We start from the raw sequence: 16,023 nt of genomic DNA on the forward strand, positions 1-16,023 counted from the left end.
AGAAGTATTGACCAATCTAAAATATTAATTTTTTAACAAAGATTTAAACTGTACATTTGGGGTGTTTTTTCTATAAGGACTATAAGTAGGGACCTTAAATTCAAATTCAAAAGGATGTTCTACCCCGTTTGGTTCTACTAATGTTCCCTTAAAAAGTATATAGGCAGGAATTAAAGTTTGATATTTTTTAAATATATCTTCTTCTTGCCACTCTGTTAATTTAACATTTTTTTGATCTTTATTTCCTTGATTCTCATCATCTTCTTTTTGTTTAAATTCAAATACTGTAAATCTTATTTTTAAATCTTTTATTCCTGATATTAATTCATAAGAAGGCGTAAAATTTGGTGATTGTATATTTTCAATATTAAGTAAAGAGCTGCTTGAGTCACATTTATAAATTATCTTAAACGTATTAGGAATTTTTTCATCAGTTTCTAAAGCATAAGCAACGCGACGTACAAATGTAGTGGGCTTTAATGAACCATCAAATTCTAAAGTTTGAATTCCGGCTGTAGTGATAAAAGAGAAAATGAAACCTGGATTTGTCTTTATATAAAATATATTTTTAATAAATTCTTTATTTTCTTCTTTGACTTCAGGTACCGGTTTAATGTTAACGTCTTTCTTATTTTTTTGATCTATATCAGTTTTTACGCTATTTGTGGACTCTTCTTTTGTTTCGTTATTCTCTTTAGAATTTTCCTCAACCTTTTTTAATTTTTGTACATAAGACTCAATAGAACTTTCTGGCGCAAACATGCCTGTTATATCAAGCTCAAGTTGATTATAAAAAGGCATTATAGGTAAGTCTGTATCTATAATACGCACAACTTCTGCTACGGTTTTAGAGGATTGTTTGAGCATTTGATATAAACTTAAGGATATTATTGAAGAAATTAAAATTACTGTAACGATCTCTATAAGCGTAAAGCCAAGTTTTTTATTTTTTTTCACTTTTGTTCTCTTGCTCTTTTGGATTAAATTTAAATGTTATAAAGATTTCTTTACGTTTACCAAATATTGAATTCCAACTAAATTCTGATTTTTCAATAAGAACATTTTTAAATTTTTCTAATCCTTTTATTGTGTTAACATCCTTTGATGTATAATTTAACTCTAAAGCAGGATCATCTATTTTTTTGTTTATATCTTTTTCGTAGGTATTTTCTAGATCTGTGTTTACAAAGAAATTTTTTATATATATTGCTCGAGATACAAAGTCATGTGTGCTAAATACTCTTTTTAATAAGTTAGATTGAAATGCAAATATTACTGTAAAAGATATGCCTAATACTAATACAGCCATGACTGCTTCTATTAAAGTAAAACCAGTTTTGATATTATTAGATCGTTGCCTTATTTTATAATATTTTAAATTCTGCAGTAAATGGATTAAGAACTGCTTCATATTTACCTGTTTTTGGATCTTTGGAAAATAGATTATTATTAATAAAGATTATTTTTACATTCTGAGTTATACCCATAGGATTTATTAAAAAATAAGCACTTCTTTTTTCACCTTTACCGGATGTAAATTGACTCTTGTTATCAATTAAAAAATCTTCTATTGATATAAAATCTGGAATATCAAATTCCTTTTTTCTTGTATTATTTTTATCTTTGTCATTTTCTACGTCAATAGGTAATAATTCTATTTTTTTTCCTGTTATATTAAACAAAATTTTATATACCACATTAAATTCTTGGGCTTTTTGCGCGCCTTCTTGGGTTATACTATTGAGGCGCGCAAAAAATTTATCAAACTCGCTAGTTCCTATTGAAGTAAATCTAGGTAAGCCTACCGACATTATAAGTCCTATAATAAGCATAACCATTAAAAGTTCAATAATTGTAAAAGCCTTCTTCATAATGTATTTCTAATTATCCTTGGGATATAGGAGAAAATATTTGAGTTTTTCCATCTGGATGCATTGCGTATAATTCATAAGGTACATTACTACCTTTAGAATTTAAGTTATAATGAAATTCTTTCCCCCAAGCGTCTTTTAGGTCGTTTTGGCTTGCTAATTCTCCTGCCCATTTTCTTCTAAGATTAGGCTTTTGTGGTCCTTCTACTAGTTCTTCTAAAGTTTGTGGATATTCACCTATACTTGCATTATAATGCTCTATAGCTGTATCAAGAGCTGCGAGTTTAGATTTTGTTGATTGAACTCTGGCATTTTGTAAATATCTAAATCCAGCAAAAGCGCCCCCTACTACTATAGCACCTATTAGTAATACTATCATGATTTCTATAAGAGAGAAGCCTTCTTTTAATAAATTATTTCTTTTATTTTCTGCATATAACATATTACTTCCTTTCAACGTATTTTATTAATTATTATTTTATTTGTTCACCAATTGACTGAGTAAGTTTCATAATCGGTAGCAAAATAGCCATAACTATAAATCCTACTATAACCGCTATTACGATCATCATGATAGGGTTTAATAATGAAGTTAAACTATCGGCTGTTTCACTTAAATCATCTTCATAATATTTGGCAACTGATATCATCATAGGTCCTAATTCACCACTTTGTTCCCCGGTATTTATTAAATATATAGCAGTTGCTGGAAAAATATTAGTTTCTTTTAAGTATTGTGATATTTTACCCTGTTTGATTATATTTTCTTTTGCTTTTTCTAAAGCATCTGCCAAAACTTTATTATCGATAATTCTAACTACAATATCAAGAGCTTCTGGTAAATTAACGCCTCCTTCTAAAAGCATCCCAAAGGTACGAGTAAATTGTACTATTGCATTACCACGAGTAAAATACCCTACTAAAGGTAGTTTTAATTTTATGTTATCAATTGTGTATTTACCAGTAGGAGTTGCTTTAAAGGCTCTATATATAAGATACAAAATAGCTATTAGAGCTATTAAAACTAAAAAGTATTTTCTAAAAATGTTTGATATCCCCAATACGATACGAGTAACTATAGGCAATTGTATGTTAGCTTCAGTAAAAACTCCTGAGATTGATGGTATTACTACAACTAACAAGGCAGATACCACTACAAATATCACAACTAATTGAATTATTGGATACCTTAAAGCACCTGAAATTTTCTTTTTTAATTCTTCGCTTCTTGTGAGATATTCATTAAGTCTATCTAAAATAACTTCTAATTTTCCAGTTGCTTCACCTGCTCTGACTAACTGTATGTATATAGAATCAAAAGCTTCCGGAAATTTTTGAAGACCTTCAGCTAGTGACCGTCCCTCTTTTATTCCGTCTCTTAAAGCAATAACTATATTTTTAAGAGTTCCCTCAGTTTGTTCTGATAAAAGATCTAAAGCTTGAAGTAATGGAATGCCTGATTTTAAAAGAACAGATAGCTGTTTGGTAAAAAAAATACGGTCTTTTAAACTTACTTTACGTCTGAAAATTTTTTTAAAAAATGACGTTTTGGGGGCATATTGATTAGTTATTTCTATTGAAGTAGGATAAAGATTCATTTTTATTAATTGATCTTTAGCCGATTGTAAAGTTGATGCATCTAAATAACCACTAACTCTTTTGCCATTTTTAGAAAATGCCTGATAAAAATATAAGGCCATCTATTAATTCCTTTTTTTTAATCTGAGCTTGAACAATAATTAATTTTCATGTTAACTTTTAATTAAACTTATATTAATAATTATATTAATTTTACAATTTAAAAGGCAATCAATGAAAATTTTGAAAAAGATGCAAAAACGATTTTTTATGTACATTATTCTAATAATAATTATACCAAATTATTTAAAAATGTTCTATCTAATCTCCTCATCTTCTCAATCAAAAATTAATTACATTGAGAAATATTCAAATGTTGATTTGAATTCAGAAATGCTTATGCATTTTTTTAAACAACCACAATATAGGGAATCAAGTATAATATGTTTTTTAAAGCATACCTATAATCATAATTTTTATGCAGAAAAATTTTTATCATTAAATTTTTCCCATGTTATTACTTTACTTGAGTATGCTAATAGAACTACTTTGCCAAGAAAGTATATTTATAATGTTCTTTCTTTATTTAATCAAAAACTTGGAGAGACTACTTACATAAATAGTTATGCATTTCTAGAATTGTTAGAACAATTGCCTAAGTTACTAAAACCTTATTTTGATATTAAAAAAGAAAAAGAAGAAGCTATTCAGTTAATTAAAGAAGAACTATATTTTTTACTTACTGATAAATTTGAGCTACTTAAAGAGAATCCTGAAAAAATAATGGATGATTTTTCAGTATCTGTATATAATTTACTTTATGATAAAGGTTATAAGAATAACAATTTAGACTTGTCAGTATCTGATATACAGCAAGAATTAATGCTATTTCTATCAACAATAATATCTAAATTAATTTGGAATCCTAAAGATCAAAAGTTTATTTGGAATTCAGTCAAACAAATATCAAAATTTGTTGAATCATTATTATTTTCAAAAATCTTAACGAATGTAGATAACGCAGATAAGCTTTTTTGGGGCTTGATTACGAGATTTTCTTACTTTTTATCTATATATGGTGATCTATTAAATCTAGATTGTTATCAAGAGATTAATAAAGATTTAGAAGATAAAAATTTATTATTTTTAACTTTAGAAGAAAGAGAAATTTGTATAACATCTAAACTTAATTACCTTAAAAAGAGCTTATACAATTCAGAATTTAAGGCTCGAATGTACCAAAAAACTGTTAATTAGATTTTTAGTATTCTGCAATTTCAATTTCTTTAGGAACACATTTATTTACTCCGCCACAAAGCTGGATGCATTCAGATCTATTATCAAAATTTGTAAGATCACAAAGTTCACTAACAGGTGAACAACAATGATAAACTGTTTTAGTTCTTGGATATGATCTATATATAGGTGCATATGAAGGAGTTATAGATCCACTTACTCTTTGAGCAGAAATGTAAGTACTAAAATTAAACATAATCGAAAAAAATAATAATGGATACTTTAATATATTTCTCATAGTTATTCTCTCATTTAAAAAATTTTGAAATAGTGATAAAATTGTTATATATGTAACAGTAAGTTGAAATGTTCTATTAATAGTCTAAAATAAATCGTTACAAATTTTCAATATTTAAATAAATATTTTTTAAATTAAATAAATATTTTTTGTAAATTGCTGCAAAAATATACTAACACGTTAAAGGAAAGATAAAATGTTAAACAGCTCTAAAGGTATGTTAGAGGTAATTTGTGGACCTATGTTTTCAGGAAAGACCGAAGAACTTATAAGAAGACTCAAAAGGGCTGAATTTGCACAACTTAAAGTTATCGCTTTTAAACATAAGATAGATAACCGTATGACCATAGAATGTATAAATGCTCATAATGGAGATAAATTCAAGGCAATTGCTTTGGATAATCCAGAAGATATAAGACTATTTGTCGGTCAAGAAACCGATATTGATATTATTGCAATAGATGAAGTGCAGTTTTTCTCTTCAAGTATAATTAGTGTATTGCTAGAATTAGTTGATAATAAAAAGCGAGTAATTGTTTCTGGTCTTGATTTAGATTTTAGAGGTATGCCTTTTGGTTGCATTTCGCAGTTACTTACTTTTGCAGATTATGTTACTAAACTTAAAGCAGTGTGTGTAAAGTGTGGTCAGGATGCTCATTTTACTCAAAGGTTAATAGATGATAAAATAGCTAGATTTGATGATCCTGTAATTATAGTAGGAGCTCAAGAAAGATATCAATCAAGATGTAGAGCTTGCTTTATTTTAGATAACAAATATTGGACAGAGATTAAGAGGTTATGAGTAAAAAGGTTATATTATATATCTGTAAAAATTGTGCTTATCAAACAGTAAAATGGTTAGGATGTTGTCCTGAATGTAAACAATGGAATACGCTTGAGTTAAAGGATCAAGGTAAATTTACAGAGCCTAATTCTTTAAGATTATATAATTTACTCGATATAGAATCGAAATCTATGGAAAGAATGACATCGGGGGTAAAGGAGTGGGATAGGGTAACTGGCTCAGGTCTTGTAAGAGCGAGTTTTGTTGTTTTAACTGGTGACCCTGGCATTGGAAAATCAACTTTATTAATACAAATTGCTTATAAATTGTCAGAAAGATATAAAACTTATTATTTCTCTTCTGAGGAGTCTTTAGAACAGGTTAAACTCCGATCTCAACGTCTTAACTGTATTAGTAGCAATTTGTTGTTTTCCGATGAAGCAGATCTTGACAATATAATTAATTTTTCCAAAGATAATAAGCCTGATTTAATTATTATAGATTCTATTCAAAATTGCTTTTTAAAAGAAACTAATAATACTCCTGGTAGCATTAATATGCTTAAAGAATCAGCATTTAAATTGATGCGTCTTGCTAAAGAAAATGATATAACAGTTATAATTAGTGGGCATATAACCAAAGAAGGTATTATTGCAGGTCCTAAGATGTTAGAGCACATGGTTGATGCTGTATTTTATTTACAAGCAGAAGACTGTTGGCAGACAAGGATACTTAGGTCTGTTAAAAATCGTTTTGGAACAGTAAATGAAATTGGATTTTTTCAAATGGGATCAAATGGTCTTGAAGAAGTATCTAATATAAATCAACAATTACTTCAAGATACTTCCAATAATCCTGGTTCAGTGCTTATAAGTTTTATAGAAGGTTCACGGCCATTATTGATCGAATTACAAGCTTTAGTATTATCTACAAAATATGGAATAGCGCAAAGAGTTGTATCAGGAATAGATCAGACTCAAATAGTATTAATTGCTGCCATTTTAGAGAAATATCTTCAGATTAAATTTAGTTCTCAAGACATATTTTTTAAAATAAGTGGTGGTTTTAAAATTAAAGGAAGTGCTTGTGATTTAGGTATAGCTTTAGCTTTGCTTTCTAGCTATTTTCAAAAACCTTTGCCTGAAAAAATTCTAGCTCTAGGTGAGATAAGTTTAACTGGTCAAATTAAACCGATAAACTTTATTAATTTATATGCTTCAGAATCTGAAAAGTTTGGTATTAATACTTTATTGATATCTAGTAATCAAAAAATAGAAACCAATGCCAAAACTATAAGATTTGTTAGTGTTTATGAACTTTTGTCACTTTTTGATTAAAAAATAAGACAGGTTTTAATTATACCTATCTTATTTTTTAATTTAATTATTAGCCAAGAGAGCCATAAATTTTTAACAATACAGCTAAGTTTAAAAATTTACCTGTATTATTTATAAAATTTGAAATAGAACTGTTATTATTATTATAATTAATAATAATGTTTGGATTTGCACCTGCAATAATTAATTTAGCAGCTTCTATCTCTTTTTCTTTAGTGTATTGGCTTTCTAAAATACTTTTTAATTTTCTATTTAATTCTTGTTGGGTAAGTGACGATTCATTAGGAGCAAAAACCTCTTTTGCTACTTCTTTTGCATTATATATTAATTGAGGATATCTTGAAAGTTCTGCTTCCATTGAATGAAATGGATTAAATATACTATTATATTGAATTAAAGTTGTTAAAGTTGTATGAAGAACATCATTGATCGGTTCATGTTTTACTGGTTCTATATCTTCTTCTCGTCTTCTTTTTTTAGTACTTTCTTTTTGTTCGGTATCCGTTTGCATTGTTATAATTTGAGTTGATATATTCATAAACATAAAAAAACTTAAAATTTTAAATATAGTTTTCATATTATTATCCTAAACATTAAATCATTAGACTTCTATTGATATAAATAAATATACTATTTGAAATTTAAAAAATCAATAGAAAGTCTAGATTAACATATTGTCCTTAAGCGCGGATTGATTTTTTTGACTTTTGGTATTCTTGATTTATTTTAACTTCGTAAGGATTGATAAAGATTCTATGTATTGCTTTTATTGCTTCTAAACCTTTACTATCTACTAATTTGGTATTATCAGTTTTATTAATCATTATAAATGGAAATCTTATATTTTTAAGTTTAACTATTGAGATTAATAATGGATTATCAGATAATGCGTCATGTAAAAATAGCAAAGTTCCCTCATTTGGATTTTTTATGTAACACTCATCAAAGTTTGAATGTAACATCTTAAATAGTTCTGTAATTTCTGATTTTATATATTTATTAATCAAATTTATAGCTTGATTATAAATTATGCTATAGTTAAGTTCTTCATTCTCATTTTCTTTTTCAAGTTTTTTTAATATTTTATTTAAATATTTAAGAACTTTATCTTTTAAATCTTGATTTTCTATTTGTTCTTCAATCGTTTCTACTAGAGTTTGTCTCAAATGATCTAAATCTTGAAAAAAATCGTTAGTTAGATCTTTTTGTTTATAAAATAGAATATAAGGAGTAGCATATGGTTTTTCTTCAGCATTTAGTAAATTTTTCAGTTCCTCTTCTGTTAGAGGTTTTCCTATTTTATGATCATCGCAATGATACCATAAGTTTTCTTTTTTAATATACGTAGTATAGTGTACTGCTGATCCATGATGCATCATGATTGAAGTGAGTTCATATTTTGTATGAATGTTAAGTTCTTCTGATTTTAAATAGGGATCAATATCAAATTCAAAAGGAAAATCTATTTTATCAAATATTTTTCTTTGGTCATTTAAATATCGTTTTAAATTTATGATTAAAACTTTAGGTAAAGAAGTAAAATAACTAATAGCGGGTACATTTATTAATTTTTCTTTACTCTCAGTTGTATATTCGTCTATTTCTTCTTTAAGATAACTTTGTTCAAGAGCTGCATACATATCTTTAAAAACTTCATAATTATCAACTTTTAAAGAATTTATTTTATAAATTGGTAGCTCTATACTTGCAATAAATTGATCTTCCTGAGGTTGAATTTTAGAGATTATCTCGTTTGTTTCAGGATGTAACATATTTTTTTCAATCTGAAAGCCTAATATTCGTTTTAAATTTTTTAAATCGCTTAATTGCTCATCAGTTAACAGTTCTTTGGGGACAACTAAATCTTTCTGATTTAGGTGTTCTATAAATGACATTAAGAGTTCTTGGGCATCACCTGTGTTATATTTGGGAAACTGTTTTTTTATAACAACTTTATCTTGATTTTGATCATAAATTTCATGCTCAATAGACCAAATTTGATTGCATAAAATACTTAAATTTTCATCACTATTATGTTCTAAGAAGTCGATTAATGCTCTTGAAAGGGTATTTTCATTATAAAGATCTTTTAACGATATTATAGTATCTTTTAAACAAAAAATATTGTTTATCGATTGCAATAAGGCATTAATAAAGCAAGTATTACCTAAATTTTTAAGTTTTATTGATTCGCTTGTAGGTTCTTCTATACATTTAATATCTAAATTATTTTTAAGATTTGCAAAATTTATTGGATATAATCCTAACGTTCTATTGAAATCTACTACTTGGAGTTTATTATTTAAAGTTTGAGTAATAATATTTTCTTTATTTACATTTGATAAATCGATTGTATTAATATTTAATATAGGATGAGTTAAGGTCTCGTTTAATTTGTCAAAAGAATCATATTTTTTACTTATAATATTTTGAAATAATAGATTATTGTTACTGGTTATATATTGAGAACCAAGCATTTTGTTAAATAGATAAATATTTTTTAAATATAGTTTTTGATGAAAATCTAAGACATGATCTGTTGAATTAAAAATTAATCTTCTAATTTCTGTTTCTATAGCTTCAAAAAGCTGTTCAGCTTCATAAAGACTTATTATACTTTGTGATTTGAAATTATAAAATTGTTTTTTTATATTATTTAAGAATTCTTCCTCTAATTTTAGATTATAATATAAAATTGTTTTTGTTAAGCTTTCGCTTGAATTGTTATGAATTGAATTGAATTCTAACCAATTTGTTGAACAACCCATTCCAAGTAGTGTTGCTAACGTTACTATACCATTAAAAATATTCATAATAAAACCTCCATTGAATAATTAGTATAATAATATTATAATCGAAATTTAATATAAATAAAGGGCTAATATATTATAATTTTTATTATTCAATATATTTTATATATAGTTTATTGATCTCTTAAGTGAGGTTTTATAAAAAAATTATGTAATTTTTTTATAATTTTTAAAGTATTATTGTCAAAATTGTATTTTTTTGCATTATGATTTATAAGCATAATTGGTGAGGAGAGATTTTGCATTTTAACAATTGATATTAATACTGGATTAGAAGGATAATTAATTAAGAAATGTATAGCTCCTTCGTTATTTTTTTTTATATAAGTATGATTAAAATATAAGTGTAATTTTTTAAAGAATTTTTTAGATTCTTTTTTTATTTTATTATTCAATCGATTTATGATCTGATATATATCAGTATTATTTTTAATTAAATTTTCCAAATGGTTTAGTAATATATTTCTTAAATATGGATTTTCTATTTCTAAGTTAATAGTTCTTTCAATCTCAGCCTTTATATTGTCTGATGATTCTTTTTGCTCATAAAATAAAATATATGGTGTAGCATAAGATGTTTTTGAGGTACTTAATAATCTCTTTAGCTCACCTTCTGTTAATATTTCTACCTTACGATCATCATTATAGTGATACCATAGATCTCCTTTTTTTACATAGGCTGTATAATGTCTATCTTCTCCATGATGCATAATAATTGAATTAAGCTTATAAATCGTTTGGGTAAATTGATATGGTAATTCACAATAAGGCGACATATCAAGTTCAAATGGAAAATCTACATTATTATATATTTTTTTGTAGCCTTTATATCGACCTTTATTATCATAGTATGTAAAGTATCTTTCTAAGCTTATAATTAATACTTTAGGTAAAGATATTAATCTGGTAATTTCAGGGGCATCTATCAAATTTATATTTTGTTCTTCATCATTATAGTTCGGGGTTATTCCTCTGAAATATTTCTCTTTCAAAGCACTATTGATATCTTTATATATTTCTAAATCATTTATTGTTTTAGGCTTTTCAATTTTGGTTTTAGATATTGATAACACTATACTTGAGCGAATGTCGCGAGGAGTTTCCACTTTTACTTCTTGGGTTTTCGGATCTAAAAGTTTAGTTTTTACTTTAAAGTGAAAAAGATTTTTTAACTCTATAGGTTTGCTGTCAATCAAATCCTCATCTGTTAAATTATTTATTAAGCTATTAATTAACTCTAAAGAATCAGCAATTTCACCGTTAGCAAATTCAGGTCTAAGAAAATGAATTTTTTGGCGTAATTTTACTAATTTGTGATTTAAATGTTTATTATCTGAGTGTAAAAAATCGATTAAAGCTTTTGAAATAGAATTATGTTTATATGAATTTTCTAAAGAAATAATAGTATCTCTTAATACTGAAATATTCTTTATTGATTGTAATAAAGCATTAATAAAACAGGTATTACCTAAATTTGTAAGGCCTTTTAATTGTTGTGATTTCTCTCTAGGGAAATTATTTGATAGATTAGAGAAATGTTTAGGATATATGCCTAATATATTATTAAAATTTATAATATGTACTTTATTATTTGTTATATTATTGAAATCTAAATCTCTTATTTGTAACACATTAAGTGCAAATTCAGGATTTTGCAAAAACTCTTCAATATTATTAAACTTATTTTTTAAAATTTCTTTAAAAAATAAGTTTATATCATTGATAATTTTAGGACAACTTGAACTTGAGTTAAAATAATAAGTATTGTTGAATTCAATTGAAAAATCTATAATAGAATTTTTAGACCCTAATATTTTTTTTCTAATCTTTTGTTCTATAATGTCTTTAATTTCTTTTGCTTCATCTATGCTAATTTTACCCTGAACACTTAGATTTTTAGAATAGTTTATTACTTTTTTAAAGCAATCTTCTTCTAATTGTAAATTATAATGTGATTTTACTTCAACTATCCTTTTTTTTATATAAAGTTCAATTTTGTTAATATCTATTCTTAATGAGCTTCCTACTCCTATTAAGGTAGCTAAAGTTGTTAAATATCTAAAAGCGGTTTTCATATTAAGCCTTTTATTAGTGAATAAAGATAGCTAAGTTTTTATACACTTAAAATCGATAATAGGTTTCTGATCTATTTCAAAATTGAATTATTCTAGGGAACTAAAAATCAAAATCTACGCTTTTAAATGAATAGTTTGCTTTATATATTTTATAGCTCATTTACCGTTTTAACAAATGATATTTTTTATAAATTGATATTTGTGGTTTGTAAGGTATTAAATTTAAGATTAAATTCTGCTTTTGTTTTTAATATTATAATTTATAGGTATTAAGAGCCACCAGAAGGCTAATATAATTGTTATAAGGGTTATTACGCCTATTGAGGTATTTAATGTATCAGCAGATTGATTTGGCAATTGATAATCATGTATATTTTGGTGATTTTTAATTAAATACTTTTTTTGACTAGATGCTTTAGTAATAGTTTGTGTATTTTTATTATTATGAATCATAAACAACTCCTATTATATTATTAAAATTTTATTAAAATATCGAGGAAAATATAATATAAAAAAAGAATCTTAACAAGTCTTTCATTAAGCTTATAATTTGATTGATTAATTATAGTTTTAAACTATATTTATTTAGATATTAATTGCATAATTTATACTAAATTTTTTAACTAAGTTAGGGACAACGAAATGATCTTGGTAATTTTACTTCATGCATTATTTGCACTTACTTTTCCTTTGGCAAAAATAGCTGTCAGTAGCTCTGAACCTTTGTTTTTTACAGGAGTTCGTATGATTTTGGGGGGTTCACTATTACTTGCTTATCAATATTATAGAGATAAAAAAGTTTTTTTTGATGTTAAGAAATATTGGTCTTATATAGTAGGTCTTGCTTTTTTTAACGTATTTTTAACAAATGCTACTGAATATTGGTCATTAAAATATTTAACATCAGCAAAAGCAAGCTTTATTTATTCAATATGTCCATTTATTTCTGCAATATTATCTTACTTTTTATTTTCTGAAAAAATAACAAAGAAAAAATTATTAGGTATGGCTATAGGAGCGACTGGATTTTTGTTAATATTATTAAATGATACTCATTTAGAGGAACAATCTGGAAGCATGTGGTTTTTATCGTGGGCTGAATTGGTTATGATAGTTGCAGCTTTTGCTACTGTTTATGGTTGGATTATCATGCGTCAACTGATAAATAAAAGTCCTTCTTCATTATTGGCTGCCAATGGTTATAGCATGGTTTTAGGGTCAATTTTTTCTTTTGTAGCTTCTTATTTTTTTGATAATCAGAAAGCTCTTATAGTTGATAGTCAAAATTTCTTACTAAGTTTATTTAGTATTGTTTTTTTATCTAATATTGTTTGTTATAACCTTTATGCTTATCTCTTAAAGAAATATACAGCAACTTTTATATCGTTTGTCGGATTTATTGAACCGTTATTTGCTGCATTTTATGGATATCTGCTTTTAGGGGAAACTATATCCAGTCAGTTTTTCTTAGCATCTTTAATAGTACTTATAGGATTATATGTATTTTATAGTGAAGAGCTAAGGCAAGGTTATATTGCAAGCAATTGAAATGTTATCAGAGTCAAATAATATATAATTTTTTTAAAAATCCTCGCTACTTGCAATTATTTTAAAAATGGTTAGAATTATATTATAAATATTTAAAAATATTTTTAATAGATAATATCAACAGAAATAATGTGAGGTTGAATATGTTGAAAATTTTAAAAAATATTACTTCAGTAATATTTATATCTTTTGTTACTCTAATATTTCCACAAAACTCTAATTTAAGAGATATTAAAATCCCTAATAGAGAAATGGTTATCCTTCTTGAAAATATGAACATGGAAAGTATTGATAAAACTTTAAATACTAAGTCTGATTATAGTTCAAGAACGGAAATCCAACCTTCAGGTATAGGGGCTATGACAGGCAGTTATCTAATTGCTTTACATCAACAAGCTGCTCCTATGATAGTAAGTAGAGATCTTATTGCAAATGCTCTTGAACATAAAAAATTGTTTTATGATTTTCTAAATTTAGATATTAACCAACTTTGTAAAAAATATTTAAACACTAAAAAATTTGAATCAAAAACTTTCTTAAAGCAATTTAAAGATTGCTGTATATATTCTTATAATGGTTATTGTCAAATGAATAATATAATAAGAAACTCTATTGAAAAAAATCTACAAAATGTTCTTCTTGATAATTATGTTAAAGATAAAAGATTTAACTACAAATATGCGCCGACCTTATTAAAAAATATATGTGGAGATGGTCATTTTATTTCTGGACCAAGTGGTGTTATATACTTTGAAATGATGATTAATATTATCTGCTATACAGTTGGCTATAACGATTGGATTATTAAAAAAATAACTGATGATCTTTATTTATTGATACCGAAGAAGTATCTAAACAGTTTAGATATTTCTCTAGAAGATATTAAGTATAATAAAAATGTTAGTAGATTTACGACAACTGAACTCAAGTTGGGACTTAAAGTTAATCATATGCAAGATATAGATTTTAATGAAGCAACATTGTTTTCAAAATCTATTAATAAAAAAGAAAATTTTATCGATTCTTTAAAGAAAGTTTTTATCGATAAAAAAGATTTAAAAAAGCATAAAATAATTTGGTCTGTTTACTGTGGAGGACATGGTCTCTATGTATCTCCAGAAAATATCTTTTTACCTCAATTGTCAATATTAGAAAAGTACTATAATGATCAACTTAATGACAAACGTTTTGAAAATTTAAAAAAAGCTTTAGAAATTGACTATAATCAAATTTATCAGCATCCTGAATCTCAATTATTTGATAATTGTTGTCAAAGTTTAGGCATAATTAAAGAAGAAAAAAGAAAAATTAATGATATAAAAGAGACATATAAAAATAATGGTATTATAAATGATATAGATACTAGTAAAGGAGTAATAGTTTCTCTTTCTAAGGAAGACTTTAAAAATTTATTAATGTTTTTGAATAATAATATTGATACTGCCTTTTTATATTATACTTCTTGTTATGCAGGTGGACTGCATTTAGTAGAACCATACACTGAAAATAATAAGCCTTTAATTTTTAATTATGATATAGTTTCAGGTACTTTAGCTGAAAATATGTCTATGCAAGAGATGCCTTTAATTTTTATACCACCTTATTTTAATATAAATAATAGAACTAATCTAGGTGTTGAGAATGTCAGTATAAAACATCAGGGCCTTAAGTTAAAGACTTCATTAAAACTTAATAAATTTTTTAACAACTTAAGAAATGGATTACATAAAGATTTAAAGAATTTTAGAGAAATAGTTTTCAATTTGCATCCTTATACCTGTGAATTAAATGGTCATTTGAATTTAGAGTTTATAGCTAATATTCCTTCAGTAAGATATAAAAATACTGGTTGTTTTAAGCTTATATCTAATGAAGAAAATAATATTTTTATATTTGATGAAAACTTAGATCAAAAGAAAACTATTAAATTAGATAAAGAAGTTGCTTTATTGTATAGGGATTATATTTCTCAAAAAATAGTAATTGATAAACTTCCTGTCTGTATAACATCTATGGTATCTGACTTTGCTGGGCATGTTTTTGAATCTATAGTTGCTCCTAAATTCACTTTAGAACAGATTATAGAACCATTTTTACATTTTTCAGAAATAGTTTGTCCTAAGATTTTTTGGATTAAGGATTTAAGATGTGCTCAATCTAAAGAAACTCGTTATTTAGGGTCTCCTAATTCTCAAGAAATTATTCTTAAGGATTTGATAATAGTAAGAAATGTATTAAATCTTGATAAACTTAAAGATGCTGATAATCCTGATAGAGTGCCTGTAAGTGCTTATATTTATTTTAATTTATCTGACGGTAGTTCTTATAAAATAATGTGGCCTAGATTTCGATCAAAAACTAATAATTTTAAGATTTATAATTGTGATTCTACAACTTATAAAAAAGAATACTTAGCTTTGAAACCTGATTTATTAAAATCTTTGAAAGATAATAATCAATTTGTAATAGCTTAACTTTTTGCACCA

The 16,023-nt window shown here is 25.7% G+C and carries 15 protein-coding genes; 5 read left to right on the forward strand and 10 right to left on the reverse strand.

What is annotated here, in order from left to right; translation table 11 throughout:
• Positions 1–24: 24 nt before the first annotated feature.
• From BABL1_RS03160 to BABL1_RS03180, 5 genes are read right to left on the reverse strand one after another with little or no spacing between them, the layout of a single operon-like run.
• Positions 25–957, reverse strand: a complete 933-nt coding sequence (locus BABL1_RS03160) for a prepilin-type N-terminal cleavage/methylation domain-containing protein (RefSeq protein ID WP_023792307.1) — start codon at positions 955–957, stop codon at positions 25–27.
• Positions 944–1,411 (reverse strand): type IV pilus modification PilV family protein, encoded by a 468-nt coding sequence (locus BABL1_RS03165; protein WP_023792309.1) that lies wholly within the window; start codon positions 1,409–1,411, stop codon positions 944–946. The genes BABL1_RS03160 and BABL1_RS03165 overlap by 14 nt, the downstream gene beginning before the upstream one ends.
• Positions 1,365–1,871 carry a type II secretion system protein gene (locus BABL1_RS03170; protein ID WP_023792311.1) on the reverse strand — a complete coding sequence of 169 codons (507 nt, stop codon included), beginning with the start codon at positions 1,869–1,871 and terminating at the stop codon, positions 1,365–1,367. Before BABL1_RS03170 ends, BABL1_RS03165 begins: the two co-directional genes overlap by 47 nt.
• Before the next feature lie 13 nt (positions 1,872–1,884).
• Positions 1,885–2,313 carry a type II secretion system protein GspG gene (locus BABL1_RS03175; RefSeq protein WP_023792314.1) on the reverse strand — a complete coding sequence of 143 codons (429 nt, stop codon included), beginning with the start codon at positions 2,311–2,313 and terminating at the stop codon, positions 1,885–1,887.
• 31 nt (positions 2,314–2,344) lie between these two features.
• Positions 2,345–3,571, reverse strand: coding sequence for a type II secretion system F family protein (locus BABL1_RS03180; protein WP_023792317.1), 1,227 nt, complete (start codon positions 3,569–3,571; stop codon positions 2,345–2,347).
• A 112-nt stretch (positions 3,572–3,683) separates the two neighbouring features.
• On the opposite strand from BABL1_RS03180, the gene BABL1_RS03185 reads away from it, so the two are divergent.
• Positions 3,684–4,706, forward strand: a complete 1,023-nt coding sequence (locus tag BABL1_RS03185) for a hypothetical protein (protein WP_023792319.1) — start codon at positions 3,684–3,686, stop codon at positions 4,704–4,706.
• 4 nt (positions 4,707–4,710) lie between these two features.
• Here the strand turns inward: BABL1_RS03185 and BABL1_RS03190 are convergent, their stop codons facing one another.
• Complete coding sequence (locus BABL1_RS03190) at positions 4,711–4,983, reverse strand: hypothetical protein (RefSeq protein WP_023792322.1); 273 nt, start codon at positions 4,981–4,983, stop codon at positions 4,711–4,713.
• A gap of 196 nt (positions 4,984–5,179) precedes the next feature.
• Here BABL1_RS03190 and BABL1_RS03195 point away from each other — a divergent pair, with 196 nt between their 5' ends.
• Both BABL1_RS03195 and radA read left to right on the forward strand, forming a co-directional pair.
• Positions 5,180–5,785 carry a thymidine kinase gene (locus BABL1_RS03195; RefSeq protein ID WP_023792324.1) on the forward strand — a complete coding sequence of 202 codons (606 nt, stop codon included), beginning with the start codon at positions 5,180–5,182 and terminating at the stop codon, positions 5,783–5,785.
• Positions 5,782–7,104 carry a DNA repair protein RadA gene (gene radA, locus BABL1_RS03200; protein ID WP_023792326.1) on the forward strand — a complete coding sequence of 441 codons (1,323 nt, stop codon included), beginning with the start codon at positions 5,782–5,784 and terminating at the stop codon, positions 7,102–7,104. The genes BABL1_RS03195 and radA overlap by 4 nt, the downstream gene beginning before the upstream one ends.
• A 49-nt stretch (positions 7,105–7,153) precedes the next feature.
• Here the strand turns inward: radA and BABL1_RS03205 are convergent, their stop codons facing one another.
• The 4 genes from BABL1_RS03205 to BABL1_RS03220 form a co-directional block, all read right to left on the reverse strand.
• Positions 7,154–7,681 carry a hypothetical protein gene (locus BABL1_RS03205; RefSeq protein WP_023792328.1) on the reverse strand — a complete coding sequence of 176 codons (528 nt, stop codon included), beginning with the start codon at positions 7,679–7,681 and terminating at the stop codon, positions 7,154–7,156.
• A gap of 103 nt (positions 7,682–7,784) precedes the next feature.
• Complete coding sequence (locus BABL1_RS03210; protein ID WP_023792330.1) at positions 7,785–9,917, reverse strand: ubiquitin carboxyl-terminal hydrolase; 2,133 nt, start codon at positions 9,915–9,917, stop codon at positions 7,785–7,787.
• A gap of 110 nt (positions 9,918–10,027) precedes the next feature.
• Positions 10,028–11,989 (reverse strand): ubiquitin carboxyl-terminal hydrolase, encoded by a 1,962-nt coding sequence (locus BABL1_RS03215; protein ID WP_023792332.1) that lies wholly within the window; start codon positions 11,987–11,989, stop codon positions 10,028–10,030.
• A 228-nt stretch (positions 11,990–12,217) separates the two neighbouring features.
• On the reverse strand, positions 12,218–12,442 hold the full coding sequence (locus BABL1_RS03220) for a hypothetical protein (RefSeq protein ID WP_023792334.1): 225 nt from the start codon (positions 12,440–12,442) through the stop codon (positions 12,218–12,220).
• A 189-nt stretch (positions 12,443–12,631) separates the two neighbouring features.
• Between BABL1_RS03220 and BABL1_RS03225 the strand changes: the two genes are divergently transcribed.
• Entirely contained in the window at positions 12,632–13,537 is a 906-nt protein-coding gene (locus BABL1_RS03225; protein WP_023792336.1) for a DMT family transporter, read from the forward strand.
• A 143-nt stretch (positions 13,538–13,680) separates the two neighbouring features.
• Positions 13,681–16,011, forward strand: a complete 2,331-nt coding sequence (locus tag BABL1_RS03230) for a hypothetical protein (protein WP_023792338.1) — start codon at positions 13,681–13,683, stop codon at positions 16,009–16,011.
• Positions 16,012–16,023 lie beyond the last annotated feature (12 nt).

The sequence above is a fragment of the Candidatus Babela massiliensis genome (assembly GCF_000513475.1).
Classification (GTDB): domain Bacteria; phylum Babelota; class Babeliae; order Babelales; family Babelaceae; genus Babela; species Babela massiliensis.